The sequence below is a fragment of the Mesorhizobium norvegicum genome (assembly GCF_004919685.1).
Classification (GTDB): domain Bacteria; phylum Pseudomonadota; class Alphaproteobacteria; order Rhizobiales; family Rhizobiaceae; genus Mesorhizobium; species Mesorhizobium norvegicum.
The window spans coordinates 300,721-324,658 of the sequence record NZ_SMYZ01000021.1; the positions used below are offsets into that span (position 1 = coordinate 300,721).

Sequence of the window (23,938 nt, forward strand, 5' to 3'; positions counted from 1 at the left end):
AAGATTCAGTTACGCAGTTGCCAAGCCGGCCGCCATGTGGTGACAATCAAACAGGAACGAAACCTGCCGCAAAGAGCAGGCTTTCTCAATGGGGTAATCGTGCCGGAACAACCGGGTAAGAATGCGATCGAAGTCCGTGGTGTGCGCAAGGTATTCGGCACTGGGGAGGCGCAAGTCGCCGCACTGGATACCGTTTCCGTCTCCATCCGCGAAAATGAGTTTTTCACGCTGCTCGGGCCCTCCGGCTGCGGAAAGACAACGCTCTTGAGGCTGATAGCCGGCTTCGATTTTCCGAGCGCCGGCGAAATCCTGCTCTACGGCGAGGATATCGCGCCGCTGCCGCCCTTCAAGCGGCCGGTCAACACTGTTTTCCAGTCCTATGCACTGTTCCCGCACATGACGGTCGCCGACAATATCGGCTTTGGCCTGGAAATGCTGGGCAAGCCGAAGGCCGAGATCAAGGCGCGCGTCGCCCAGATGCTGAAGCTGGTCAAGATGGAGGCCCTCGCCGGTCGTCGCACCAGCCAGATCTCTGGCGGCCAGCAGCAGCGCGTGGCGCTGGCCCGGGCGCTCGCACCGCAGCCGAAAGTGCTGCTGCTCGACGAGCCGCTCTCCGCGCTCGACTACAAGCTGCGCAAGGAAATGCAGATCGAGCTGAAGCGGCTGCAGCACGAGACCGGCATCACCTTCATCTTCGTCACCCACGACCAGGAAGAAGCGCTGACCATGTCGGACCGCATCGCGGTGATGTCGGCCGGCAAGATCCTGCAGGTCGGTTCGCCGCGCGACATCTATGACCGCCCGGCCGAGCGCTTCGTCGCCGACTTCATAGGCGAAACCAATTTCCTCAAAGGGACCGTGGTGTCGAAGAAATCCGGCGTCGCCACCGTCAAGCTCGCTTCCGATGCAACCGTGGCGGCAGGGTTTCCTGACAACTTCGACCCCACCGGTGCCGTGACGGTCGTGGTGCGGCCGGAGCACGCGGATCTGATCGCCGATGCATCCAAAGGCACTGTCGCCGGAACTCTGGCGAATGTCGTCTATTTCGGCACCGACACGCACTACCACGTCAAGCTCGACGGCGGCGACAACTTCATCGTGCGTCACCAGAACAGCCGGTCCGGCGCGGTGACATTCGAGCCGGGCGCTAAGGTGGGCATCGTCTTCGAAGACGACGGCGCGCGGATACTGAAGGACTGATGACAATGGCGCTTTCCCAAGCTGCGTTGTTCGAGGCCAAGGCCGAGAAAGCAAGCGCCAGGCGCAACCGCCTGCTTTCCCTGCCGGCGCTGATCGTCATCGGAATTTTCGGCGTGCTGCCGCTGCTTATCATCCTGGTCTATTCGTTTCTTCAGGCCGCGCCCTATGGTGGCGTCCAGTGGAAGTTTTCGACGGACGCCTATCTGAACTTTCTGTTCCAGCAGGACATTTTTGACGATACGCTGCAGTTCACGCCGGATTTCCTGATCATCTATCTGCGTTCGTTTCTGTTTGCCGTGGTGACGACGATCGTCTGCCTGCTACTAGGTTTTCCGACCGCCTATTTCATGGCGACGCGCACGCCGGCACAGCGCAACTGGTGGGTGCTGCTGATCACTATCCCGTTCTGGTCGAACCTTCTGGTGCGCACGCTGGCCATCATGTTCATCATCCGCGACGAAGGTCTCATCAACAATCTTTTGATGGGACTTGGGGTGATCGAGAAACCGATCACCATGCTCTACACCAACTTCGCCATCCAGCTCGGCCTGCTCTACTCGTTCCTGCCGTTCATGATCCTGCCGCTCTATGCCAGTCTGGAAAAACTGGATTTCCGGCTGGTCGAGGCCGCCAACGACCTCTACGCGACGCGCCGGCAAGTTCTTTGGCGGGTGATCATTCCGCTCTCGCTGCCCGGCATCATCGCCGGCTGTCTGCTTGTGTTCATCCCCGCACTCGGCGCCTATGTGACGCCGCTGATTCTTGGCGGCGGTATCCATCTGATGATCGGCGATCTCATCGCCCAGCAATTCGGTTCCGGGCGCAACTGGCCGCTCGGCTGCGCACAGGCGCTGATCCTGATGGCCGCGGTTCTGGTCGCTCTCTACTTCTACGTTCGCAACACGTCGGGGAAAATCCAGCATGGCTGATCCCCGCAACGTCGACATCAAGGATCAGCCCGGGTTCCGCACGATCGCCATCACATGCGTTGCCGTGCTCTATGTGCCGATCCTGATCCTGATGATCTTTTCGTTCAACACGGGTTCTCTGGTCACCCACTGGGAGGGGGTCGGCCTGACCTGGTACGGCAGCGCGCTGCTCAATGAGGAATTCCACAACGCCGCCAAGAATACGCTGATCATCTCGACCACGGCGACCGTGATTTCGACCATATGCGCGACGCTGGCCGCGATCGGTATGACGCGGGTGAAACCATGGCGCGGCCTTCCGGCCGCCTTCATGGTCATCAACCTGCCGCTGATGGTTCCTGAGATCATCACGGCGGTGGCGACCTTGTCCTTCTTCGCGTTGATCGCCGGGGCCTTCGGGCTGAATTTCGGCATCGGCAATCTGATTCTCGCCCATACCGTGTTCTGCATTCCCTTCGCCTACATGCCGATCCGGGCGCGTCTGGAGGACATGGACCTGACGCTCGAATCTGCCGCCGCCGATCTCTATGCCACGCCGTGGCATGCGTTCCGGCGCATAACACTGCCGTTGCTTGTCCCCGGCATAATGTCGGGTGCGGCACTCGCCTTCATCGTCTCCTTCGACGATTTCACCATCACGCAACTCGTCGCCGGCCCCGGCCAGACGACCCTGCCTCTCTACATCTGGAACCAGATCAGGCGGCCGATGACGCCGGAGATCAATGCCATCTCCACCATCCTGCTCTTGGTCTCGATCCTCTTCGTCTCGGTATCGTTCCTGATCGCGCGCCGACGCGCCAAGTGAATAAATGGGAAGGCAAAGGAGAACATGATGTCTAGGAAACTGATGACTGCCGTTTCGACGGCGGTGCTTTTGTGGGCGGTACCCGCACTCGCCGATGGCGAGCTGCATATCTACAATTGGGGTGACTACACCAATCCCAAGCTGATCGAAAAGTTTGAGAAACAGTACAACATCAAGGTCACGCTGGACGACTATGATTCCAACGAAACCATGCTGTCGAAGGTACGCGCCGGCAATTCCGGCTACGACATCGTGGTGCCGTCCGACTACACCGTGAAGATCATGGTCGACGAGGGCCTGCTCGAAAAGACAGAGCCCAATGCGATGCCGAACGGCAAGAACATCGATCCGCGCTTCGTCGACATCTACTGGGACAGCGGCCGCCACTACACCGCGCCCTGGCAGTTTGGCACCACGGCGTTCGCGGTCAACACGGACAAGTTCAAGGGCGACATCGACACGCTGGCTGTCCTCTTCGATCCGCCGGCGGAGCTGAAAGGCCAGATCAACATTCTCGACGACGTCAACACCGTCATGCATGCGGCCGAGCGTTATGCCGGCGTGCCGCGCTGCGGCGCCGACAAGGCCAATCTGAAGAAGGTCAACGACATCCTGACGGCCGCGAAGCCGTCATGGAAGACCTTCAGCTACGACACCATCACCAAGATCACCTCCGGCGACGTGATCGTGACGGAACAGTGGAACGGCGCGACCTATCGCTCGCGGCAGAAAATCCCGGCCATCAAATATGCCTATCCGAAGGAAGGCATCGAAGGCTGGATGGACAATGTGGCGGTGTTGAAGGGGGCCAAGAACCTCGACAATGCCAAGCTGTTCCAGGATTTCATCATGGCCCCGGAAAACGCGGCGCTGATCTCGGAATTCGCCGGCTACGACAACGGCATTGCCGGCAGCCACAAGTTCCTGCAGGCGGATTTCGCCAATTCGCCGGAACTCAATCCGCCGGCAGGTGCGCCGACGGCGGAATTCGTTCCGCCATGTCCGCCAGATGTGGTGGAAATCTACAACAAGATCTGGACCAACCTGCGCAAATAGCTCGGGTCCAAAATCCAGCGGAAGGGGGGCTTCGGCCTCCCTTCTTCGCGCTTACGGGGAGGCTCGATGACGTCCTATCGCAATTCCGATCCGCGGCCGCCGATCATGCAGGGATCGCCGCCCGCCATGGTGGTTCCCAAGCTCGACTGGGACCGGCCACCGTGGAACCGCTGGGCGTTCCAGCACATCCGTGAATTCCTGCCGACCGCCGAAGTCTGGCGCGGCAATGGCCATCGCAACCGGTTCGAACGCGCCGAGGTCGATCTCGACGGGCTGGCGGTCGAAGACAGCGAGTGCAAGCCGACAACGCTCGCCGGGCTGCTCGACGAGACCTATACGGACGGCTTCCTGGTGCTGAAGGACGGCAGGATAGCCTATGAGCGCTATTTCAACGGCATGGACGAGCGCACGCTGCACCTGTCGCAGTCGATGGCGAAGTCCGTCACCGGTTCGGTGTTCGGCATACTGGTCGGGCGCGGCCTGATCGATCCGGCCAAGCCAGTGACGACCTATCTGCCAGAACTCAGCGCGACAGGCTGGGCCGGCGCCAGTGTCCAGCATGTGCTGGACATGACCAGCGGCGTCCGCTTCTCCGAGGAATATACCGACCGCTATTCGGACATTGGCCAGGTCGATGTCGCCACCGGCTGGAAGCCGGTGCCGCCGGACAGCGATCCGGCCTTTCGCTGGCCCTCGCACATGTTCGAGCTGATCCTGGGCTTGAAGGAAACGATCCGCCCGCATGGTGCTGCGTTCGAATACCGCTCGATCGAGACCGACGTGCTTGCCTTCATCATGGAGCGGGTGACCGGCAAACGGCTGCCGCAGCTGGTTTCGGAAGAACTCTGGCAGAAGCTCGGCGCTGATGAAAGCGCCTGCTTCACCGTCGACAGCGCCGGCTATGCGGTTGCCGACGGCGGCTTCAACGCGACGCTGCGCGACTATGGCCGCTTTGGCCAGCTGATCCTCGACAATGGTGGCGGCGTCGTGCCGGCCGAATGGATCGAGGCGACACGCAACGGCAGGCATGGGCCGGATTTCTCTGACAGTCTGCCGGAAGGCAGCTATCGCAACCAGTTCTGGATCGAGGATCCGCGCTCGCGCGCGCTGATGTGCCGGGGCGTGTTCGGGCAGATGATCCATATCGACTGGAACACCGGAATGGTCGTGGTGAAGCTTTCGACCTATCCGGATTTCGGCAATGTCGCCTATTCCATAGCGACGCTGAAGGCCGTGCACGCCATCGCCACGGCACTTCGCTGAGCCCCACAAGAAGAAACGACCTGGAAGGAACCGCCATGACCGGCAAGACCGCGTTCGAGACCCGATACGGCTTCCGCCGCAACCAGGTGCTGCTCGCCAACTGGCGCGAGAATCCGTTCAACCGGTGGTCGTTCCAGAATCTCGGCGAACTGGTGCCGACCGCCCGCGTGGCGGCAGCGTCGGGCGTTGTCGAAGCCCCCGTGCGGGACATGGGCGGGCTGCTCGGCGAAAAGGTTTCGGTCGGCGATGCGCCGGAGACGGTGGCTGAATTTCTCGCACGTTCGAGCACCGACGCGCTGACGGTGATGAAAGGCGGCAAGATCATCGGCGACTGGTTCGCGCCGCATATGGATTTCGGCGCCCGCCACATCATCTTTTCGATCAGCAAGTCGCTGACCGCCATTGTCGCGGGCATACTGGAAGGCGAGGGGGTGTTCGACCCGGAAGCACCGGTGACGGCCTACATCCCTGAAGCCGCCGGCTCGGCCTATGGCGATGCGAGCGCGCGGCATGTGCTCGACATGAGCGTCAGCCTCGATTTCGAGGAAGCCTATCTCGATCCGGAGAGCGCCTTTGCCCGCTATCGCCGCGCCACGCTGTGGAATCCGGGCGGCGGCACGGAGAGCCTGCGCGAATTCATCCTGACCCTGCAGCGTCTGGCCGAGCCGCACGGCCAGACCTTCCGCTACCGCTCGCCCAATTCCGACCTGCTCGGCCTGCTGCTCGAGCGCGCCTCCGGCCAGCGTTTCACCGACCTGATGCGCGAGAAACTGTGGCTGCCGATCGGCGCCCTCAGTGAAGCCTCGATAGGCGTCGACATGGAAGGCACGGCCCGCACCGCCGGCGGCATTTCGGTGACGCCGCGCGATCTGGCACGTGTCGGCGAGATGATGCGGCAAGGCGGCATGGCCAATGGCCGCCGCATTGTACCCGAAGCCTGGGTGCGCGATACAGTTGCGACCGGCGGCAGTGCGGACGCCTGGCAGCGCGGCGCGATGCTGCCGCTGTTTCCCAAGGGCCGTTACCGCAACAAATGGTACCAGACCGGACATGAAAACGGCGCCTATTGCGGCATCGGCATCCACGGCCAATGGCTGTATGTCGATCCCAGGACCGAAGTGGTGATCGCCAAGATGTCGTCGCAGCCGGAGCCGGTGGACGATCCGCTCGATGTCGAGATCGTCGCTTTCTTCGAGGCGCTGAGCCGCCTGGTCTAGACTGGGCCCGAGTCGCCACATTAGCGCTCGCTTTCCTGTGGACCCGCCGGGCTGATCAAAACGCGGCGGTTGGCGGGCCGGACGTCTGCGCCTATGGTCGCCGCTCTTTGGGTGAGAGCAGGAACGACATGGCATCCGACATCAAGCGCATTGCAGCCATCATCGCGGCCGAGATCGCTGCCCGGCCCGAACAGGCGGCCGCGGCAATCGAACTGCTGGATGAAGGCGCGACGGTGCCGTTCGTGGCGCGCTATCGCAAGGAAGTCACCGGCGGGCTGGACGACACGCAATTGCGCGACCTTGCCGAACGGCTTTCCTATCTGCGCGAGCTTGATGCGCGCCGCGACACCATCCTCGGCTCCATCCGCGAGCAGGGCAAGCTGACCGCGGAGCTCGAGGGCAAGATCGTCGCTGCCATCACCAAGGCCGAACTGGAAGACATCTACCTGCCCTACAAGCCCAAGCGCCGGACCAAGGCCGAGATCGCCAGGGAGCGGGGATTGGGGCCGCTGGCCGAAGCCATTCTAGCGAACCGCGCGCTGGTGCCTGCCGAGCTGGCGATGGCCTATGTCACCGAGGAGGTCGCCGATACCAAGGCAGCGCTCGAAGGGGCGCGCGACATCCTGTCTGAACAATTCGCCGAGAATGCCGATCTGGTTGGCAAATTGCGCACCTACATGAAGGAACGCGCTTTCATGCGGGCCAGGGTGGTCGACGGCAAGCAGGAGGCCGGCGCGAAATTCTCCGATTATTTCGACCATGTCGAGCGCTGGGCGAATGTGCCGAGCCATCGCGCGCTGGCGATGCTGCGCGGCCGCAACGAGGAGGTGCTGTCGCTCGACATCGAGGTCGATGCCGACGACACGTCGCCGGTAAAGCCGGTCGAGCGGATGATCGCCAATGCCTATGCCATCGGCGGCAGCCTGCCGGGCGACCGCTGGCTGATGGAGGTGGCGAGCTGGACCTGGCGGATAAAACTGTCGCTGCACCTGACGCTCGACCTGATGCGGGACATGCGCGAGCGGGCCGAGGAAGAGGCGATCCACGTCTTCGCCCGCAATCTGAAGGATTTGCTGCTGGCGGCCCCCGCCGGTTCGCGCGCCACGATGGGGCTCGACCCCGGCATCCGCACCGGCGTCAAGGTGGCGGTGGTCGACGGCACCGGAAAGGTGCTGACAACGACGACTGTCTATCCGTTTCCGCCCAGGAACGATGTGCGCGGCACCCAGGCGGAACTTGCCAAGCTTATTCGCCTGCACAAGGTCGAGCTGATTTCGATCGGCAACGGCACCGGCAGCCGAGAGACCGAAAAGCTGGTGGCGGACATGCTGTCCGACATGCCGGCTGATGGTGGCCCGAAGCCGCTGAAAGTGATCGTCAGCGAGGCGGGCGCTTCGGTCTATTCGGCATCGGCGACGGCGGCGGCGGAATTCCCCGGTCTCGACGTGTCTCTGCGCGGCGCGGTGTCGATCGCGCGGCGACTGCAGGATCCCTTGGCCGAACTGGTCAAGATCGAACCCAAATCGATCGGTGTCGGTCAGTACCAGCACGATGTCGACCAGTACCGGCTCGGCCGCTCGCTGGAAGCGGTGGTGGAAGACGCGGTCAATGCAGTCGGCGTCGACCTCAACACCGCCTCAGCGCCGCTTTTGGCTCGCGTCTCCGGCCTTGGCGCGTCGCTCGCCGACGCCATCGTTGCGCATCGCGATGCGACCGGTCCCTTCGCCAGCCGGAAGGATTTGCTCAAGGTGCCGCGGCTCGGGCCGCGCGCGTTCGAGCAAAGCGCCGGCTTCCTGCGCATTGCCAATGGCAGCGAGCCGCTCGATGCCTCGTCGGTGCATCCCGAAGCCTATGGCGTGGCGAAGAAGATCGTCGCCGCCTGCGGGCGCGATGTGCGTGCGCTGATGGGCGACAGTGCCGCGCTCAAGGCGCTCGATCCGCGCGTCTTCGTCGACGAGCGCTTCGGCCTGCCGACGGTGCGCGATATCCTGGCGGAGCTGGAAAAGCCCGGCCGCGATCCGCGCCCCGGCTTCAAGACGGCGACCTTCGCCGACGGCATTGACGACATCAAGGATCTGAAGCCCGGCATGCAGCTGGAAGGCACCGTCACCAATGTCGCCGCCTTCGGCGCTTTCGTCGATATCGGTGTGCATCAGGACGGGCTGGTGCATGTCTCGCAACTGGCCGACAGGTTCATCAAGGATGCGCATGAGGTGGTCAAGGCCGGCGACGTGGTCAAGGTGCGGGTCGTCGACGTCGACATCAAGCGCAAGCGCATCGCGCTGTCCATGCGCAAGGATGGTGGCGAGGGTGGCGTACCGCGCGGCGGGCCGCGCGACAATGGTGGCGGCAGGCCGGCCCCGCGTTCGCCGGCACCGCAGCGCCAGCCGGAACGGCCGGCGCAGCAAGGGGCATTCGGTGCGGCACTGGCGGATGCACTGAAGCGGAAGTAGCTACCACGCCAGAACAGCCGGCTCCTTCTCAACCTGGCCCAGCAGCCAGTCGCGAAAACTGGCGACCGGCGGATGGCCGCGCTTGTCGTGCGGGACGACGAGATAGTAGGCGCTGCGGCTTTGCATGGGCTGCCCGGGCGCGGGCACCAACTGGCCGCGCTGCAATTCGCCCGCGATGAGGATCAACGGCAACAGGGCGACGCCGAGCCCCGCCATACAGGCCTGGGCGGCGGTGCCGAACTGTTCGAACTGCATGCCCGGTCCGGTCGGCGCGCTCAGGCCTTGATGCTCGAACCATTCGGTCCAGGCGCCAGGCCGTGTCGCCATGTGCAGCAGTGGCAAGCGGCTGATATCTGCCGGTGAGGCGATAGCGCGGCCGGCGAGGAATTCGGGCGACACCACCGGCGCCACCGTTTCGCGCACCAGCAGTGTCGAGTCGGCCTCCGGCCAGTCCGGCAGGCCATAGTGGATGGCGGCGTCCAGCCGCTCGCGGGCGAAGTCGAAGCGGCCGACGCGGGTGACGAAGTTGATGGTGATGTCGGGGTTGTTTTCGACGAAATCGGGGATCATCGGCATCAGCCAACGCGTGCCGAAGGTCGGCAAAATGGCAAGGTTCAGGATGCCGCTATGCCGATTGCTCATCAATCCAAGGGCTGCGTCACGCAACTGGCCAAGCGCTGAACGCACCGCCTCGGCGTAGATTTCGCCCGATGTCGACAGCCTGACATTGCGGCTGTCGCGTTCGAACAGCCGGCGGCCGAACTGGTCTTCCAGCAATCTGATCTGCCGGCTGACCGCGCCCTGGGTCAGGTCGAGTTCCTGGGCGGCAGCGGTGAAACTGCCGAGCCGGGCGACCGCCTCGAAAGCGGCAAGGGCGCTGATGTTGGGCAAAAGGCGGCGCTGGACACTCATGATCCATTACTAACGCTCATTGATCGGTGAAGCAATTTCGTTTGATTTTTTCGAGGCGCAGGCCGATAAGCCGGGCCAAGATTTTGCTTCATGCATGTCACCCCAAAACCACTGAACATTTTTGGGCGACATACATTGGTTTGGGAGAACGCCATGGCCGCCGACAAGAATGCATTCGTCTGGGGAGACCCGTTCCTGATCGAGGACCAGCTTTCGGAAGACGAGCGCATGGTGCGCGATGGTGCGGCGGCCTTTGCCGCCGACAAGCTGGCGCCGCGGATCGAGGACGCCTACCTCAACGAGACATTCGACACCGCTATCTTCCGCGAAATGGGCGAGGCCGGCCTGCTCGGCATCAACATCCCCGAGGAATTCGGCGGGCTCGGCGCCAACTATGTGACCTACGGGCTGGTCGCGCGGGAAGTCGAACGTGTCGATTCCGGCTATCGCTCGATGATGTCAGTGCAGTCGTCGCTGGTGATGTATCCGATCTACGCCTATGGCTCCGACGAACAGCGCAAGAAGTACCTGCCCAAGCTCGCCAGCGGCGAGTGGATCGGCTGTTTCGGCCTGACCGAGCCGGACGCCGGCTCCGACCCGGGCGGCATGAAGACGCGCGCCGAGAAGACCGCGAACGGCTACAAGCTTAGCGGCTCGAAGATGTGGATTTCCAATTCGCCGGTCGCCGACGTGTTCGTCGTCTGGGCGAAGTTGAAGGGCGAGAACGGCAAGGACGAGATCCGCGGCTTCGTGCTGGAAAAGGGCATGAAGGGGCTTTCGGCGCCGAAGATCGGCGGCAAGCTGTCGCTGCGGGCGTCGATCACCGGCGAAGTGGTGATGGAAGGCGTCGAGGTCGGCGAGGACGCGCTGCTGCCCAATGCCAAGGGCCTTGGCGGCCCGTTCGGCTGCCTCAATCGGGCCCGTTTCGGCATTTCTTGGGGCTCGATGGGTGCCGCGGAAGATTGCTGGCATCGCGCCCGCCAGTACGGCCTCGATCGCAAGCAGTTCGGCAAGCCGCTGGCCGGCACGCAGCTCTACCAGAAGAAGCTCGCCGACATGCAGACCGAGATCGCACTGGGATTGCAGGCATCCTTGCGTGTCGGGCGGTTGCTCGATGAAGGCAAGATGGCGCCGGAAATGATCTCGATCGTCAAGCGCAACAATTGCGGCAAGGCGCTCGACATCGCCCGCCAGGCCCGCGACATGCATGGCGGCAACGGCATCCAGATCGGTTATCACGTCATGCGCCATGCGCAGAACCTGGAGACGGTCAACACCTATGAGGGCACGCATGACGTGCACGCGCTGATCCTGGGACGGGCGCAGACGGGGATACAGGCGTTCTTTTAAGCTGTGCCGATATTCAGGTGAGGCCGGCCTGCAAATGGCCGATACCTGCGCTTCCGGTGCTCACGTACTTCAAGTACGCTCCGCTCCGGTTCTCGGTATCAGCCATTTTCGGCTCGGCCTGACCTGAATCTCAACACAGCTTAGCCGGCAACCGTTGCTTAAATTAGGTGCACCGCAACATCTCTGCTTGGAGAATGGCCGCCTGATGTGTCAGGGTTCAGCGAAATCGTTTGAAACGCTGAGTTCCGGGCCCCCATGGCAATTCTGGCAGCTGTCTATCACCTGACCCATTACAAATACGATCGGCCTGTGGTGCTCGGGCCCCAGATCATCAGGCTGCAGCCGGCGCCTCATTCGCGCACCAAGGTGCTGAGCCATTCGCTCAAGGTCGAGCCGGCGAACCACTTCGTCAATCTGCAGCAGGACCCCTACGGCAACTTCCTTGCCCGTTTCGTCTTTCCGGAGCCGGTGACCGAGTTGAAGATCGAGGTCGACCTCGTCGCCGACATGACGGTCTACAATCCGTTCGATTTCTTCGTCGAGCCATCGGCCGAGACGTTTCCGTTCGAGTACCCGGAAGAGATACGCGATGATCTGACGATCTACCGGACGCCCGAGCCGGTGGGTCCGCTGCTGTCGGCCTTCCTGAAAACCATCGACACCAGCGCGAAGAACACCGTCAATTTCCTGGTCGACCTCAATGCCCGGCTGCAACGCGAGATCGCCTATATCGTGCGCATGGAGACCGGTGTGTTCTCGCCTGAGGAAACGCTGGCCGCCGCCAAGGGATCGTGCCGCGATTCAAGCTGGTTGCTGGTGCAGATCCTGCGCAATCTCGGTATCGCCGCGCGCTTCGTCTCCGGCTACCTGATCCAGCTCAAGCCGGATCTGGTGGCGCTCGATGGGCCGCCGGGAACCGCCGTCGACTTCACCGATCTGCATGCCTGGTGCGAGGTCTATCTTCCCGGTGCCGGATGGATCGGCTTCGACCCGACATCGGGCCTGCTGACCGGCGAAAGCCATGTGCCGCTGGCCGCCACGCCGCATTTCCGCAACGCGGCACCCATTTCCGGCATGGCGAGCTTCGCCAATGTCGAATTCGGCTTCGAGATGCGGGTCGACCGCATCGCCGAGCATCCGCGCATCACCAAGCCATTCTCCGATGAAAGCTGGCAGGCGCTCGACGCACTCGGCAACAAGGTGGATGCAGCACTCGCGGCCGGGGACGTGCGGCTGACCATGGGCGGCGAACCGACCTTCGTGTCGATCGACGATTTCGAGTCGGCCGAATGGAACACCGCCGCCGTCGGCCCGACCAAGCGCGAAAAGGCTGATGCGCTGATCCGAAAACTGCGCGAGCGCTTCGCGCCTGGCGGCTTTCTCCACTATGGCCAGGGCAAATGGTATCCGGGCGAAAGCCTGCCGCGCTGGACCTTCTCGCTCTACTGGCGCGCCGATGGCCAGCCGGTGTGGAGCGACCCGTCGCTGATCGCGCGCGAAAAGAGCGAGGCAGATATCGGCCCGAAGCAGGCTGAAAGCCTGCTGACCGCGATCGCCGGCGAACTCGGCATCGACAGGACCATGGTCAGCGAAGCCTATGAGGATCCGGCCGAATGGCTGCTCAAGGAAGGCAAGCTGCCCGACAACGTCGATCCATCCAACTCCAAGCTGGAGGATCCGGAAGAACGCAGCCGCATGGCGAAAGTGTTCGAACGCGGGCTGACCAAACCGTCCGGCTATGTGCTGCCCGTCCAGCGCTGGAACAGCCAGGCGTCGGGGCCGCGCTGGCGCTCGGAAAAATGGAAGACGCGGCGTGGCCGGCTGTTCCTGGTGCCCGGCGATTCACCCGTCGGCTATCGCTTGCCGCTCGGCACGTTGCCTTATGTGCCGCCGGCACAATTCCCTTACATCGTGCCGGTCGATCCGTCGCTGCCGCGCGGCCCGCTGCCCGCGCGCGAAGCCATACTGCCCTCCGCTGCGCCAGCCGAACTGGAAGGCGCCGACGAGATGGCGCGCCGCCAGCAGGCGGCCTCCTTTACTGCCACGACCGGGCAGCAGGACCGGGTCGAGCAGGAGATCACCGAGATCGGCGGCGCGGTGCGGACCGCACTTTCGGTCGAACCCCGCGACGGCCGGCTGTGCGTGTTCATGCCGCCGGTCGAGGCGCTGGAAGACTATCTCGAACTGGTCGCGGCAGCCGAGAACGCGGCAAAGGCGATTGGTCTTCCCGTGCATATCGAGGGTTATGGCCCACCGCACGATCCGCGCCTCAACGTCATCCGCGTCGCGCCCGATCCCGGCGTCATCGAGGTCAACATCCATCCTGCGTCCAACTGGCAGGATTGCGTGGCGACGACGACGGCGATCTACGAGGAGGCTCGGCAGACGCGGCTTGGCGCCGACAAGTTCATGATCGATGGCCGCCACACCGGCACCGGCGGCGGCAACCATGTCGTGGTCGGTGGCGCGACGCCCAATGACAGCCCGTTCCTGCGCCGGCCGGATTTGTTGAAGAGCCTGGTGCTGCAATGGCAGCGGCGTCCGTCGCTCTCATACCTGTTCTCCGGCCTGTTCATCGGCCCGACCAGCCAGGCGCCGCGCTTCGACGAGGCGCGTCATGACTCGCTCTACGAACTCGAGATCGCCATGGCGCAGGTGCCGCATCCGGACCAGGGCGCGGCTCCCTTGCCGTGGCTGGTCGACCGGTTGTTCCGCAATTTGTTGACCGACGTCACCGGGAATACGCACCGTTCGGAAATCTGCATCGACAAGCTGTTCTCGCCGGATGGGCCAACCGGCCGGCTGGGGTTGGTCGAGTTCCGCGGCTTCGAGATGCCGCCCAATGCGCGCATGTCGCTGGCGCAGCAATTGCTTGTCAGGGCGATCATCGCCCGCGCGTGGAAGAGCCCGCTCGACGGCCGCTTCGTGCGCTGGGGCACGTCGCTGCATGACCGTTTCATGCTGCCGCACTATGTCTGGGCTGATTTCCTCGACGTGCTCGACGACCTCAAGCTCAACGGCTTCGAATTCAGGCCCGAATGGTTCGACGCCCAGCTCGAATTCCGCTTCCCGTTCTGCGGCGAGGTTCAGCATGCCGGCATCAAGCTGGAACTGCGCCAAGCGCTCGAACCCTGGCATGTCATGGGCGAACAGGGCGCGATCGGCGGCACCGTGCGCTTCGTCGATTCCTCGGTCGAACGGCTGCAGGTCAAGACCGAAGGGCTCAATCCGGAACGCCATGCGGTGGTCTGCAATGGCCGTATCGTGCCGATGAAGGTCACCGACAACCGCGAGATCGCGGTGGCGGGCGTACGCTTCAAGGCCTGGCAGCCGGCTTCAGGCCTGCATCCGGCGCTGCCGGTCAACACGCCGCTGGTGTTCGATATCTATGACCGCTGGTCGGGCCGGGCGGTCGGCGGCTGCGTCTACCATGTCGCCCATCCCGGCGGGCGCAATTACGACACCTTTCCGGTCAATGGCAACGAGGCGGAGGCAAGGCGGCTCGCCCGCTTCGAACCGCGCGGCCATACGCCATCCGCCTATGTGCTGCGTGAGGAACAACCCGCTGAAGATTTCCCGATGACCCTTGACCTTCGGCGGCCGGCAAGACTCTGATCAGCGATGGCAAAGGGGAATCACAAGAGGGTACGCGGCAAGCCGCAGATCCACAGCCTGCTGGAGCACTACCAGCCGATCGATGGCGTCGTCGACGAGATGGTCGATGCGTCAGGCAACCCCCGCCCGATCTGGAAGCATTTCATCGAATCGCTTGACGAGCTGGGGCCTGAAAAGCTCGGCCAGCGTTTCGCCCGCGCTGACCAGTATCTGCGCGATGCCGGCGTCTACTACCGCGTCTACGACAAGGCCGGCGCCAATGAGCGCGAATGGCCGCTGGCGCATGTCCCGGTGCTCATCGAGGAGAGCGAGTGGGCGGCGATCAGCGCCGGCCTCGTGCAGCGCGCCGAGCTGTTCGAGGAAACCATCGCCGATATCTACGGGCCCAACCGGCTGGTCGAAAAAGGCATCCTGCCGGCAGGACTGATCGCGGCCAGTCCGGAATATTTGCGGCCCGTCGTTGGCACCAGGCCGGCCGGCGGCCATTTCCTGCATTTCTGCGCCTTCGAGCTCGGCCGCGGGCCTGATGGCCAGTGGTGGGTGCTGGGCGATCGCACCCAGGCGCCGTCCGGCGCCGGCTTCGCGCTGGAAAACCGTGTCGCCACCACACGCGCGCTGTCCGATATCTATGGCGAGATGCATGTGCACCGCCTTGCCGGCTTTTTTCGCCGTTTTCGCGATGCGCTGATCGGCATGGCCAAGGAAACCGACGGCCGCGTCGCTATCCTGACGCCGGGGCCGCTCAACGAAACCTATTACGAACACGCCTATATCGCCCGTTATCTCGGCATCATGCTGCTCGAAGGCGAGGATTTGACCGTTTCCGGCGGCCGGCTGATGGTGCGCACGGTTTCCGGCCTGATGCCGATCAGCGTGTTGTGGCGGCGGCTCGATGCCGCCTTCGCCGACCCGCTCGAACTGCGCCCGGATTCGCAGATCGGCACGCCGGGCCTGGTTGAGGCGATCCGCCAGGGCGCGGTTGCGACCGTCAATGCGCTGGGCTCCGGTCTGATGGAGACGCGCGCGCTGCTCGCCTTCCTGCCCAAGATTTCACGTGCCTTGCGGGGTGAGGAATTGCTGCTGCCAAGTGTCGCGACATGGTGGTGCGGGCAAGCGACCGAACGCGCGCATGTGCTGGCCAATATCGATCGCATGGTGATCGGGCCGGCGCTGTCGACGAGACTTGCCTTCGAGGATGACGAACAGACGAAGCTCGGCTCGGCGCTGTCCGCCGGCGAGCGGGCGGAGCTGGTGGCGCGCATCGAACGCTATGGCGGCGACTTCGTCGGCCAGGAAGCGGTGACGCTTTCGACGACACCCGTCTATGTCGGCGGCTGGCTGGAGCCGCGGCCGGCGAGCCTGCGCGTCTATCTGGCGCGCACGCCGGACGGCTGGACGGTGATGCCGGGCGGTTTTGCCCGCGTAGGCCTGTCGCTCGACCCGACGGCGATCGCCATGCAGCGTGGCGGCCAGGCAGCGGATGTCTGGGTTGTCAGCGACAAACCGGTCGAGCGCGAGACGCTGTTACCGCAAGAAGGCGACAGCTTTACCCGCACCAGGCCTGGCAGCCTGCCCAGCCGCGCGGCGGAGAACCTGACCTGGCTCGGCCGCTACATCGAGCGCTCGGAAGACACAGTGCGCATCCTGCGCGCCTATCATGTGCGGTTGGCCGAAACCTCCGACCCGGACATGCCGCTGCTCGTCGACATCAGGGATTATCTCGAACCGTTCGGGATCGACGTCGAGACGGCGATCCCGTCGGGTCTGATCGGCACGCTGGATAGTGCGGTCTACAGCGCCGGGCAGATCCGCGACCGCTTCTCGCCCGACGGCTGGCTGGCGCTGAAGGACCTGTCGAAGACCATCCATCAGTTCGCAACGACGGTGGCGCCCGGCGACGACGCGACCCGGGCGATGACGGTCATCCTGCGCAAGCTCGCCGGCTTTTCCGGCCTGCTGCACGAGAACATGTACCGCTTCGCCGGCTGGCGCTTCCTCGAGATCGGCCGCCGGCTGGAGCGCGGCATCCAGATCGCCCGCACACTGTCCCGGCTGACCAGCGCCAAGGCGCCGGACGGCGCGCTCGACATGATGCTGGAGATCGGCGACAGCGTGATGACCCACCGCCGGCAATATCCGGTGCAGGCCGGCCGGCGCACGGTTATCGACCTGCTGGCGCTCGATCCACTTAATCCGCGCTCCATCCTGTTCCAGCTCGAAAGGCTGAAGGCCGAGATCGGCCTGTTGCCGTCGGTCGGCGGGGAGGGGCACATGTCGCCAGCGGCGAAAGAGATTCTGCAGCTCAACACCCAGATCGCCATCAAGGAGCCTTCGGACATGACGGCAAAGGCGCTGGACGAGCTCGCCTACGAAATCGGCGGCCTCTACAACAGCCTCGCCAAAGCCTATTTCGGCTAGATTATGCTCTACGACATCAGGCTTCATCTCCACTACGACTATGCCGCGGCGGCCGGCGGCGGCCGCCACCAGATCCGCGTGCTGCCGTCGACGATATCAGGCGTGCAGCGTGTCATCGCCGCATCCCTGTCCTTTGCGCCGGCGCCCAACGAGCGTTCTGACTTTTCCGATTTCTTCGGCAACAACGTCACCTCGATCGCCTTTCGCGACGCGCATGACGCGCTCGACATCAGGATGAGCGCACGCGTCTCGGTGTCGCGACCCGAGCCCGGGCTCGACGTGTCGCCCGATATCGGCCGGCTCAGGCAGGAGCTCGCCGCGGTGCGGTCGCTGGCGCCTGATGCACCGCACCATTTCCTGACGGCCAGCACTCACGCCGGCATCGATGGTGCGATCACCACCTACGCACGAGACAGCATCGCCGGCTCTGCCGCCGGCACGGCCATGAACCTGTGCAATCGGATCCATCACGATTTTACCTATGACGGCGAAGCGACCACGGTGCGAACCCGGGCCAGCGATGCCTTCAAGCTGAGGCGCGGCGTCTGCCAGGACTTTTCGCACATCATGATCGCCGGCCTGCGCGGGCTCGGCATTCCGGCGGGTTATGTCAGCGGATTCCTGCGCACCATCCCGCCGAAGGGCAAACCCCGGCTGGAAGGCGCCGATGCCATGCATGCCTGGGTCAAGGTCTGGTGCGGACGCGATGCCGGCTGGCAGGAATTCGATCCGACCAACGGCATGCGGGCCAGCAATGACCACATCACCGTTGGCTACGGCCGCGACTATTCGGACGTGGCGCCGATCGTCGGCGTGCTCAAGACCACGGGAGGACAGGTCGGCGAGCAAGCTGTCGATGTCATTCCGGTCGTGCTCGAAAAGGCCTGAAAGCAGGCCGCACACGCAGCGGGTTCTTTCCTGCAATTCTGGATGGAATGGACAAGACTGCTTCTCAAACACCGATGTAGCCGCTAATCTGCATTCGTTTCGAGGTGGACGATAATTGTGTTCTTAAGCGCGAAGCGCGGGGTTTTGTAATTGAGAGCGATCAGCGTCGTCATTCCTGCCTGTAATGCGGCGGCGACCATCGGGGCAACGCTGGCGTCGCTTCGCAGCGAGGCCGAGATCATCGGCGAGATACTGCTGGTCGACGATGCATCGACGGACGGCACGGCAGCCGTGGCGCGGCATGCTGCAGCAGAACTGTCGTTGCCGTTGCGCGTGCTGCCGGCCAGTTGCCGCGATGCCGGCGGGGCTCGCAATGTGGCGCTGGCCGAGGCGGTCCATCCCTGGGTCTACCTGATCGATGCCGACGACCTGCATCTGCAAGGCGGATTGCGCTCGCTGCTCCGGAAGGCGGTAGAGCAGCCGAAAGCCGATATGATCGTGGGCGCCTACCGGCGACGGGTGAACGGCCAGGATCGGCAGATCAAGGTGCCGAACGGCTATCAAGCCGCGTGCCTGGCAAACGCTTCGGCCTATGTGAAAGGCGACATACGGTCGGTCGCCGTGGGCAGCGTCCTGGCATCTCGAGCCCTGATCGGCGAGACGAGGTTCCCGGTCGGATTGGCCTATGACGAGGACACGCTGTTCTGGGCGCGGCTGATGAGCAAGGCATCGCTCGCCATGGTTTCGCAACCCGTCATGGTCTATGAGGTTTCGCCGGTGCGTTCCGATGACCGCTATGCGATCAACCCGGTACGGCGCTTCCTGGATTGGCGCCGACAATTGCGCACGCTTACCGACTGCAACATCCCGATGTCGGCGCTCAAGGCCAGGGAAGGGCTTGTCGCCCTCAAGATCGCCCGGGTCCACTATGCGCGCGGCGATCTGGACACCGCGGCACGCTTCCTGGCGGTGGCCGCGGCAGCCCCCAAGCGACGCTCGGAAGCCTGGCGCTGTCTGCGCTACAAGTTCAAGCTCGCGGCTCGGCGGCGCTTGTCAGCTCCGTCGATCCAGCTGCAAGGCGCTCTGTAGGCGCCGGTTCCGCCGCGACCGACACTATATCGGCATATCGGCGCACAGGCTTTTCGGACGCGTGTGGAACCAGCAATCGGCCAGTAGCTTATCTACGGATATTTGCGTGGAGCTGACATGCTGCAAAAATCCGGATTGTCGCCCAGCCGCTCGGCTGACCAAGATGCTGTGCCGAAAAATAGTGCGCCGAAGAACGGGGCGCAAAGCTCGGCCGATCATGCGTCGCTTACCTATGTCAGCGATGCTGAGCCCGGTATCCGGCGACTGAAGACAGGCAAGGGGTTTTCCTACAAGGGGCCGGACGGGCGGCCGGTTCCCGACACTACCACGGCGCGCATCGATGCGATCGTCATTCCGCCGGCCTGGACGGATGTGTGGATTTCGCCCGAGGCCGCCGGCCATATCCAGGCAACCGGCAGGGACCAGCGCGGACGCAAGCAATACCGCTACCATCCGCAATGGGCCGAAGAACGCGACGGCGCCAAATATTCGAGCCTTGTCGCCTTTGCCGAAAGCCTGCCGGATCTGCGGCGCAGGATCGACAGCGATCTGCGCCGTCACGGCCTGCCGCTCGAGCGTGTCGTCGCTGCGGTCGTCTGGCTGCTCGACAACACGATGATCCGGATCGGCAATGCCGCCTACGCCCGCGACAACAAGAGTTTCGGGCTGACCACATTGCGCGACCGGCATGTCGATATCGTTGGTTCCAGCCTCCGTTTTGCCTTCAAGGGCAAGTCCGGCAAGGAGTGGAAGCTGAAGCTGATCGACCGCCGCATCGCTGGAATCGTGCGTGGCGCGCAGGACCTGCCTGGCCAGAAGCTGTTCCAGTATCTCGATGAGGACGGCGGCAGGCGGCCAGTCCGCTCCGAGGACGTCAACCGCTATATCCGCGAGGCTGTTGGCGATGCGTTCAGTTCGAAGCATTTCCGCACCTGGGGCGGCACCATCCATGCAGCCTCGCTGTTTGCACAGACGGAGTTGCCGCAAAGCCAGGCGCTGCAAAAGCGGGTGATGAACAGCGTCATCGACAAGGTTGCCGAGCGGCTGGGGAACACGCGCGCCGTCTGCCGCAAATGCTACATCCATCCGCAGGTCTTCGAAGCCTGGTCAGAGGGGCGATTGCTGGACGAAATGGCGCAGGCCAACAAGCGCAAGCACTCGATCGATGGTCTCGATGACGAGGAGGCTCTCGTGCTGCGATGGCTGAAGGTGCGCGAAAGCTGACTGGCGCCGACCGGCGGCCGCCAAATCCGCCGCATCGGATTTTTTTATCGACGTCGTGTCGGGATCGGTCTTACTGTTTCGTCCTTTGACAGAGAAAAGGACCAGCCATGCTCTACGCAATCCTCTGCTATGCTTCCGAAGATGTCGTCTGCTCGTGGAGCAAGGCACAGGACGACGAAGTCATGGCCAATCTCCTCGACGTTCAGGACAAGTATGCCAAGGCCGGCCGGCTTGGCCCAGTGGCGCGACTTTTGCCGACCACGGCGGCGACGACACTGAGGAAGGTCAAGGGCGAAGCGGTCATCATCGACGGTCCGTTTGCCGAGACCAAGGAACAGTTCCTCGGCTTCTACACGCTTGAATGCGCCGATCTCGACGAGGCGGTGGAATTCGCCCGTGAACTTTCCGAGGTCAATCCGAGCGGCGGCTCCTATGAGATCCGGCCGGTCTCGATCTTCAATCCCGCCAGGGTTTCCGCATGACCGAACTCGCCTGGATCAGCTCGGCGATCAGCGTCGCCCGCCCGCAGGCGATGGGCGCGCTGCTGCGTTATTTCCGCGATCTCGATACGGCGGAGGAAGCTTTCCAGGATGCGTGCCTCAGGGCGATCAAGAACTGGCCGCAGAACGGGCCACCGCGTGATCCCGCGGCCTGGCTGATCTTTGTCGGCCGCAACAGCGGCATCGATGCGGTGCGCAAGCGCGCCAAGCAGGCGCCGATGCCGGAGGAAGACCAGATTTCCGACCTGGAAGACGCCGAGAGCGATATCGCCGAGCGGCTGGACGGGGCGCATTACCGGGATGACATTCTGCGGCTGCTGTTCATCTGCTGCCATCCCGATCTGCCGGCAACGCAGCAGATCGCGGTGGCGCTGCGCATCGTCTCGGGCCTCACCGTCAAGCAGATCGCGCGCGCCTTCCTGGTTGGCGAAAGCGCCATGGAGCAGCGCATCACCCGCGCCAAGGCACGCATTGCGGACGCCGGCGTGCCGTTCGAGACGCCGGGCGCCGTCGAGCGCTCCGAGCGGCTCGCCGCTGTCGCCGCCATGGTCTACCTGATCTTCAACGAGGGCTATTCGACCAACAGCGGCGAGGCGCCGGCCCGCGCGCCGCTGTGCGAAGAGGCGATCCGGCTGGCACGGCTGTTGCTGCGGCTGTTCCAGACCGAGCCGGAGATCATGGGGCTGACGGCACTGCTGCTTCTGCAGCATGCGCGCGCACCGGCTCGATTTGACGAGAGCGGCGAGATCGTGCTGCTCGAGGATCAGGATCGCAGCCTGTGGAGCCGCAAGATGATCGATGAGGGGCTGGCGCTGGTCGACAAGGCGCTGCGCCATCGCAAGCCCGGCCCCTATCAGGTGCAGGCGGCTATTGCCGCGCTGCATGCGCGGGCCGAAAAGGCCGAGGACACCGACTGGAACGAGATCGACCTGCTTTACCGCTTGCTCGAGCAGATGCAGCCATCACCTGTGGTCACGCTCAACCGGGCCGTCGCGGTCTCGAAGGTGCGTGGACCGGTAGAGGCGCTCGCCATGATCGAGCCGCTGGAAGACCGACTTTCCGGCTATTTCCACTTCTTCGGCCTCAAGGGTGGCCTTTTGATGCAGCTTGACCGGGGCGAGGAGGCGCGCGTCGCCTTCGACCGCGCCATCGCGCTTGCCAATACGGCGGCGGAAGCAGCCCATATCCGCATGCACATCGACCGGCTGATGAAGGACGGCGCCGTGCGCCCGCCGGCGAAAAAGGCAAACTGAGCGTCATCTGCCCATCTGGCTCAATCGTGTAGCTCGGGCTTGGACCATGCCGGGGTGGTGATTTTCCCCTGAAACGAGTAATGCCACGCCATGACTGTGCCCGAAGTGCCTTTCGGTACGCGGGCGACACGGCGAAGGCTTAACCCAGCGCCATATGATGGCGACGGGATATGAAAGGGACAAAAATGACGATAGCCAAGGAAACGACCGAGCTTCTGGCGAAACTGGGTGTGGCCAAGGAGGCGCTTGTCGGCGGCGACCTGATCGTGAAGAGCCCGGTGACGGGCGAGCAGATCGCGGCGCTGAAGACGATCTCGCCGGCTGATGCGGCCAAGGTGATCGATGCCGCGCACAAGGCCTTCCAGGCGTGGCGGATGGTGCCGGGCCCGCGGCGTGGCGAACTGGTGCGGCTGCTCGGCGAGGAGCTGCGCGCGCACAAGGCCGAGCTTGGCCGGCTGGTCTCGATCGAGGTCGGCAAGATCCCGTCCGAGGGGCTTGGCGAAGTGCAGGAAATGATCGACATCTGCGATTTCGCCGTCGGCCTCTCCCGGCAATTGTACGGTCTGACCATCGCCACCGAGCGTCCCGGCCATCGGATGATGGAAACCTGGCATCCGCTTGGCGTCGTCGGCGTCATTTCCGCCTTCAATTTCCCGGTCGCGGTGTGGTCGTGGAACGCAGCGCTGGCGCTGGTCTGCGGCGACGCGGTGGTGTGGAAGCCGTCGGAGAAGACGCCGCTGACCGCACTTGCCTGCGAGGCTATCTTCAAGCGTGCGGTCAAGCGTTTCGGCGCGGACGCACCGCAGGGTCTGGCGCCGGTGCTGATCGGCGATCGTGCCGTCGGCGAGATCCTGGTCGATCACCCCAAGGTGCCGCTGGTTTCGGCCACCGGCTCGACCCGCATGGGCCGCGACGTCGGCCCGCGCCTGGCCAAGCGCTTTGCGCGCGCCGTGCTGGAGCTTGGCGGCAACAATGCCGGCATCGTCTGCCCGACAGCCGATCTCGACATGGCGCTGCGCGCAATTGCCTTTGGAGCGATGGGCACGGCGGGACAGCGCTGCACGACGCTGCGGCGCCTGTTCGTGCATGACAGCGTCTATGACGCCCTGGTTCCACGTCTCAAGAAGGCTTACGAAAGCGTGTCGGTCGGCAATCCGCTGGAAACCTCCTCGCTGGTCGGGCCGCTGATCGACAAGGCGGCATTCGACGCCATGCAGAAGGCGCTGAAGGAAGCCACCGCCCATGGCGGCAAGGTGACCGGCGGGGCACGGGTCGAGAACGGCCACCCGGACGCGTATTATGTGCATCCGGCGCTGGTCGAAATGCAAAGCCAGGTTTCGCCGGTGACGGAAGAGACCTTCGCGCCGATCCTCTATGTAATGAAATATTCGGATTTCGACGCCGTGCTCGACGAGCACAATGCGGTGGGAGCCGGCCTGTCGTCATCGATCTTCACCCGCGACCTGCAGGAATCCGAGCGCTTCCTCGGTGTCGACGGGTCGGACTGCGGCATTGCCAATGTCAACATCGGCACCTCGGGCGCCGAGATCGGTGGTGCCTTCGGCGGCGAAAAGGAAACCGGCGGCGGCCGCGAGAGCGGCTCCGATGCGTGGAAGGCCTATATGCGCCGCGCCACCAACACGGTGAACTATTCCAAGGCGCTGCCGCTCGCCCAGGGCGTCTCTTTCGATATCGACTGAGAACGCTGGAGGTCTGATCGCCCGGCGATCAGGTCGCGCAAGTCGACGGCGCGCAAACCGCCGTGA

General features: G+C 63.8%; 17 protein-coding genes. 16 read left to right on the forward strand and 1 reads right to left on the reverse strand.

The features are described 5' to 3' along the window. Positions 1-99: 99 nt before the first annotated feature. From FCU66_RS09340 to FCU66_RS09370, 7 genes are all read left to right on the forward strand, one after another. Positions 100-1,200: an ABC transporter ATP-binding protein gene (locus tag FCU66_RS09340; RefSeq protein WP_136616795.1), complete on the forward strand. Its 1,101-nt coding sequence runs from the start codon at positions 100-102 to the stop codon at positions 1,198-1,200. Then, positions 1,200-2,129 (forward strand): ABC transporter permease, encoded by a 930-nt coding sequence (locus tag FCU66_RS09345; protein ID WP_136616796.1) that lies wholly within the window; start codon positions 1,200-1,202, stop codon positions 2,127-2,129. The genes FCU66_RS09340 and FCU66_RS09345 overlap by 1 nt, the downstream gene beginning before the upstream one ends. Further along, a complete protein-coding gene (locus tag FCU66_RS09350) occupies positions 2,122-2,934 on the forward strand; it encodes an ABC transporter permease (RefSeq protein ID WP_136616797.1) in 813 nt (270 codons plus the stop codon). The genes FCU66_RS09345 and FCU66_RS09350 overlap by 8 nt, the downstream gene beginning before the upstream one ends. 27 nt (positions 2,935-2,961) lie before the next feature. Beyond that, on the forward strand, positions 2,962-3,990 hold the full coding sequence (locus tag FCU66_RS09355) for an extracellular solute-binding protein (protein WP_168991771.1): 1,029 nt from the start codon (positions 2,962-2,964) through the stop codon (positions 3,988-3,990). Positions 3,991-4,056: 66 nt separating this feature from the next. After that, positions 4,057-5,253 (forward strand): serine hydrolase domain-containing protein, encoded by a 1,197-nt coding sequence (locus FCU66_RS09360; RefSeq protein ID WP_136616798.1) that lies wholly within the window; start codon positions 4,057-4,059, stop codon positions 5,251-5,253. Between the two features lie 35 nt (positions 5,254-5,288). Next, positions 5,289-6,470 carry a serine hydrolase domain-containing protein gene (locus FCU66_RS09365; RefSeq protein WP_136616799.1) on the forward strand — a complete coding sequence of 394 codons (1,182 nt, stop codon included), beginning with the start codon at positions 5,289-5,291 and terminating at the stop codon, positions 6,468-6,470. Positions 6,471-6,598: 128 nt separating this feature from the next. Next, a complete protein-coding gene (locus FCU66_RS09370; RefSeq protein ID WP_136616800.1) occupies positions 6,599-8,923 on the forward strand; it encodes a Tex family protein in 2,325 nt (774 codons plus the stop codon). Here FCU66_RS09370 and FCU66_RS09375 read toward each other — a convergent pair whose 3' ends face one another. Beyond that, positions 8,924-9,835, reverse strand: a complete 912-nt coding sequence (locus FCU66_RS09375) for a LysR family transcriptional regulator (RefSeq protein WP_136616801.1) — start codon at positions 9,833-9,835, stop codon at positions 8,924-8,926. It lies immediately after the preceding gene. Between the two features lie 153 nt (positions 9,836-9,988). Between FCU66_RS09375 and FCU66_RS09380 the strand changes: the two genes are divergently transcribed. The 9 genes from FCU66_RS09380 to amaB all read left to right on the forward strand — a co-directional run bounded on the left by FCU66_RS09380 (position 9,989) and on the right by amaB (position 23,872). Further along, a complete protein-coding gene (locus FCU66_RS09380; RefSeq protein ID WP_136616802.1) occupies positions 9,989-11,185 on the forward strand; it encodes an acyl-CoA dehydrogenase in 1,197 nt (398 codons plus the stop codon). Positions 11,186-11,440: 255 nt separating this feature from the next. Further along, positions 11,441-14,800, forward strand: a complete 3,360-nt coding sequence (locus tag FCU66_RS09385; RefSeq protein ID WP_136616803.1) for a transglutaminase family protein — start codon at positions 11,441-11,443, stop codon at positions 14,798-14,800. Positions 14,801-14,806: 6 nt separating this feature from the next. Beyond that, complete coding sequence (locus FCU66_RS09390; RefSeq protein WP_136616804.1) at positions 14,807-17,218, forward strand: circularly permuted type 2 ATP-grasp protein; 2,412 nt, start codon at positions 14,807-14,809, stop codon at positions 17,216-17,218. A 3-nt stretch (positions 17,219-17,221) separates the two neighbouring features. Then, on the forward strand, positions 17,222-18,106 hold the full coding sequence (locus tag FCU66_RS09395; RefSeq protein WP_136616805.1) for a transglutaminase family protein: 885 nt from the start codon (positions 17,222-17,224) through the stop codon (positions 18,104-18,106). 150 nt (positions 18,107-18,256) lie between these two features. After that, positions 18,257-19,195: a glycosyltransferase family 2 protein gene (locus FCU66_RS09400; protein WP_136616806.1), complete on the forward strand. Its 939-nt coding sequence runs from the start codon at positions 18,257-18,259 to the stop codon at positions 19,193-19,195. A 117-nt stretch (positions 19,196-19,312) separates the two neighbouring features. After that, entirely contained in the window at positions 19,313-20,419 is a 1,107-nt protein-coding gene (locus FCU66_RS09405) for a DNA topoisomerase IB (RefSeq protein ID WP_136616807.1), read from the forward strand. Positions 20,420-20,526: 107 nt separating this feature from the next. Beyond that, complete coding sequence (locus FCU66_RS09410; protein WP_136616808.1) at positions 20,527-20,901, forward strand: YciI family protein; 375 nt, start codon at positions 20,527-20,529, stop codon at positions 20,899-20,901. Continuing rightward, positions 20,898-22,172: an RNA polymerase sigma factor gene (locus FCU66_RS09415; protein ID WP_136616809.1), complete on the forward strand. Its 1,275-nt coding sequence runs from the start codon at positions 20,898-20,900 to the stop codon at positions 22,170-22,172. The genes FCU66_RS09410 and FCU66_RS09415 overlap by 4 nt, the downstream gene beginning before the upstream one ends. Before the next feature lie 185 nt (positions 22,173-22,357). Beyond that, the gene (gene amaB, locus FCU66_RS09420; protein WP_136616834.1) at positions 22,358-23,872 is read left to right on the forward strand and encodes an L-piperidine-6-carboxylate dehydrogenase; all 1,515 of its coding nucleotides are present in this window, start codon (positions 22,358-22,360) and stop codon (positions 23,870-23,872) included. The last annotated feature ends 66 nt before the right edge of the window (positions 23,873-23,938 follow it).

Coding starts and splice junctions, on each gene's coding strand:
- FCU66_RS09345 (WP_136616796.1), top strand. CDS start 1,200: ATGACAATGGCGCTTTCCCAAGCTGCGTTGTTCGAGGCCAAGGCCGAG.
- FCU66_RS09350 (WP_136616797.1), top strand. CDS start 2,122: ATGGCTGATCCCCGCAACGTCGACATCAAGGATCAGCCCGGGTTCCGC.
- FCU66_RS09355 (WP_168991771.1), top strand. CDS start 2,962: ATGTCTAGGAAACTGATGACTGCCGTTTCGACGGCGGTGCTTTTGTGG.
- FCU66_RS09360 (WP_136616798.1), top strand. CDS start 4,057: ATGACGTCCTATCGCAATTCCGATCCGCGGCCGCCGATCATGCAGGGA.
- FCU66_RS09365 (WP_136616799.1), top strand. CDS start 5,289: ATGACCGGCAAGACCGCGTTCGAGACCCGATACGGCTTCCGCCGCAAC.
- FCU66_RS09370 (WP_136616800.1), top strand. CDS start 6,599: ATGGCATCCGACATCAAGCGCATTGCAGCCATCATCGCGGCCGAGATC.
- FCU66_RS09375 (WP_136616801.1), bottom strand. CDS start 9,835: ATGAGTGTCCAGCGCCGCCTTTTGCCCAACATCAGCGCCCTTGCCGCT.
- FCU66_RS09380 (WP_136616802.1), top strand. CDS start 9,989: ATGGCCGCCGACAAGAATGCATTCGTCTGGGGAGACCCGTTCCTGATC.
- FCU66_RS09385 (WP_136616803.1), top strand. CDS start 11,441: ATGGCAATTCTGGCAGCTGTCTATCACCTGACCCATTACAAATACGAT.
- FCU66_RS09390 (WP_136616804.1), top strand. CDS start 14,807: ATGGCAAAGGGGAATCACAAGAGGGTACGCGGCAAGCCGCAGATCCAC.
- FCU66_RS09395 (WP_136616805.1), top strand. CDS start 17,222: ATGCTCTACGACATCAGGCTTCATCTCCACTACGACTATGCCGCGGCG.
- FCU66_RS09405 (WP_136616807.1), top strand. CDS start 19,313: ATGCTGCAAAAATCCGGATTGTCGCCCAGCCGCTCGGCTGACCAAGAT.
- FCU66_RS09410 (WP_136616808.1), top strand. CDS start 20,527: ATGCTCTACGCAATCCTCTGCTATGCTTCCGAAGATGTCGTCTGCTCG.
- FCU66_RS09415 (WP_136616809.1), top strand. CDS start 20,898: ATGACCGAACTCGCCTGGATCAGCTCGGCGATCAGCGTCGCCCGCCCG.
- amaB (WP_136616834.1), top strand. CDS start 22,358: ATGACGATAGCCAAGGAAACGACCGAGCTTCTGGCGAAACTGGGTGTG.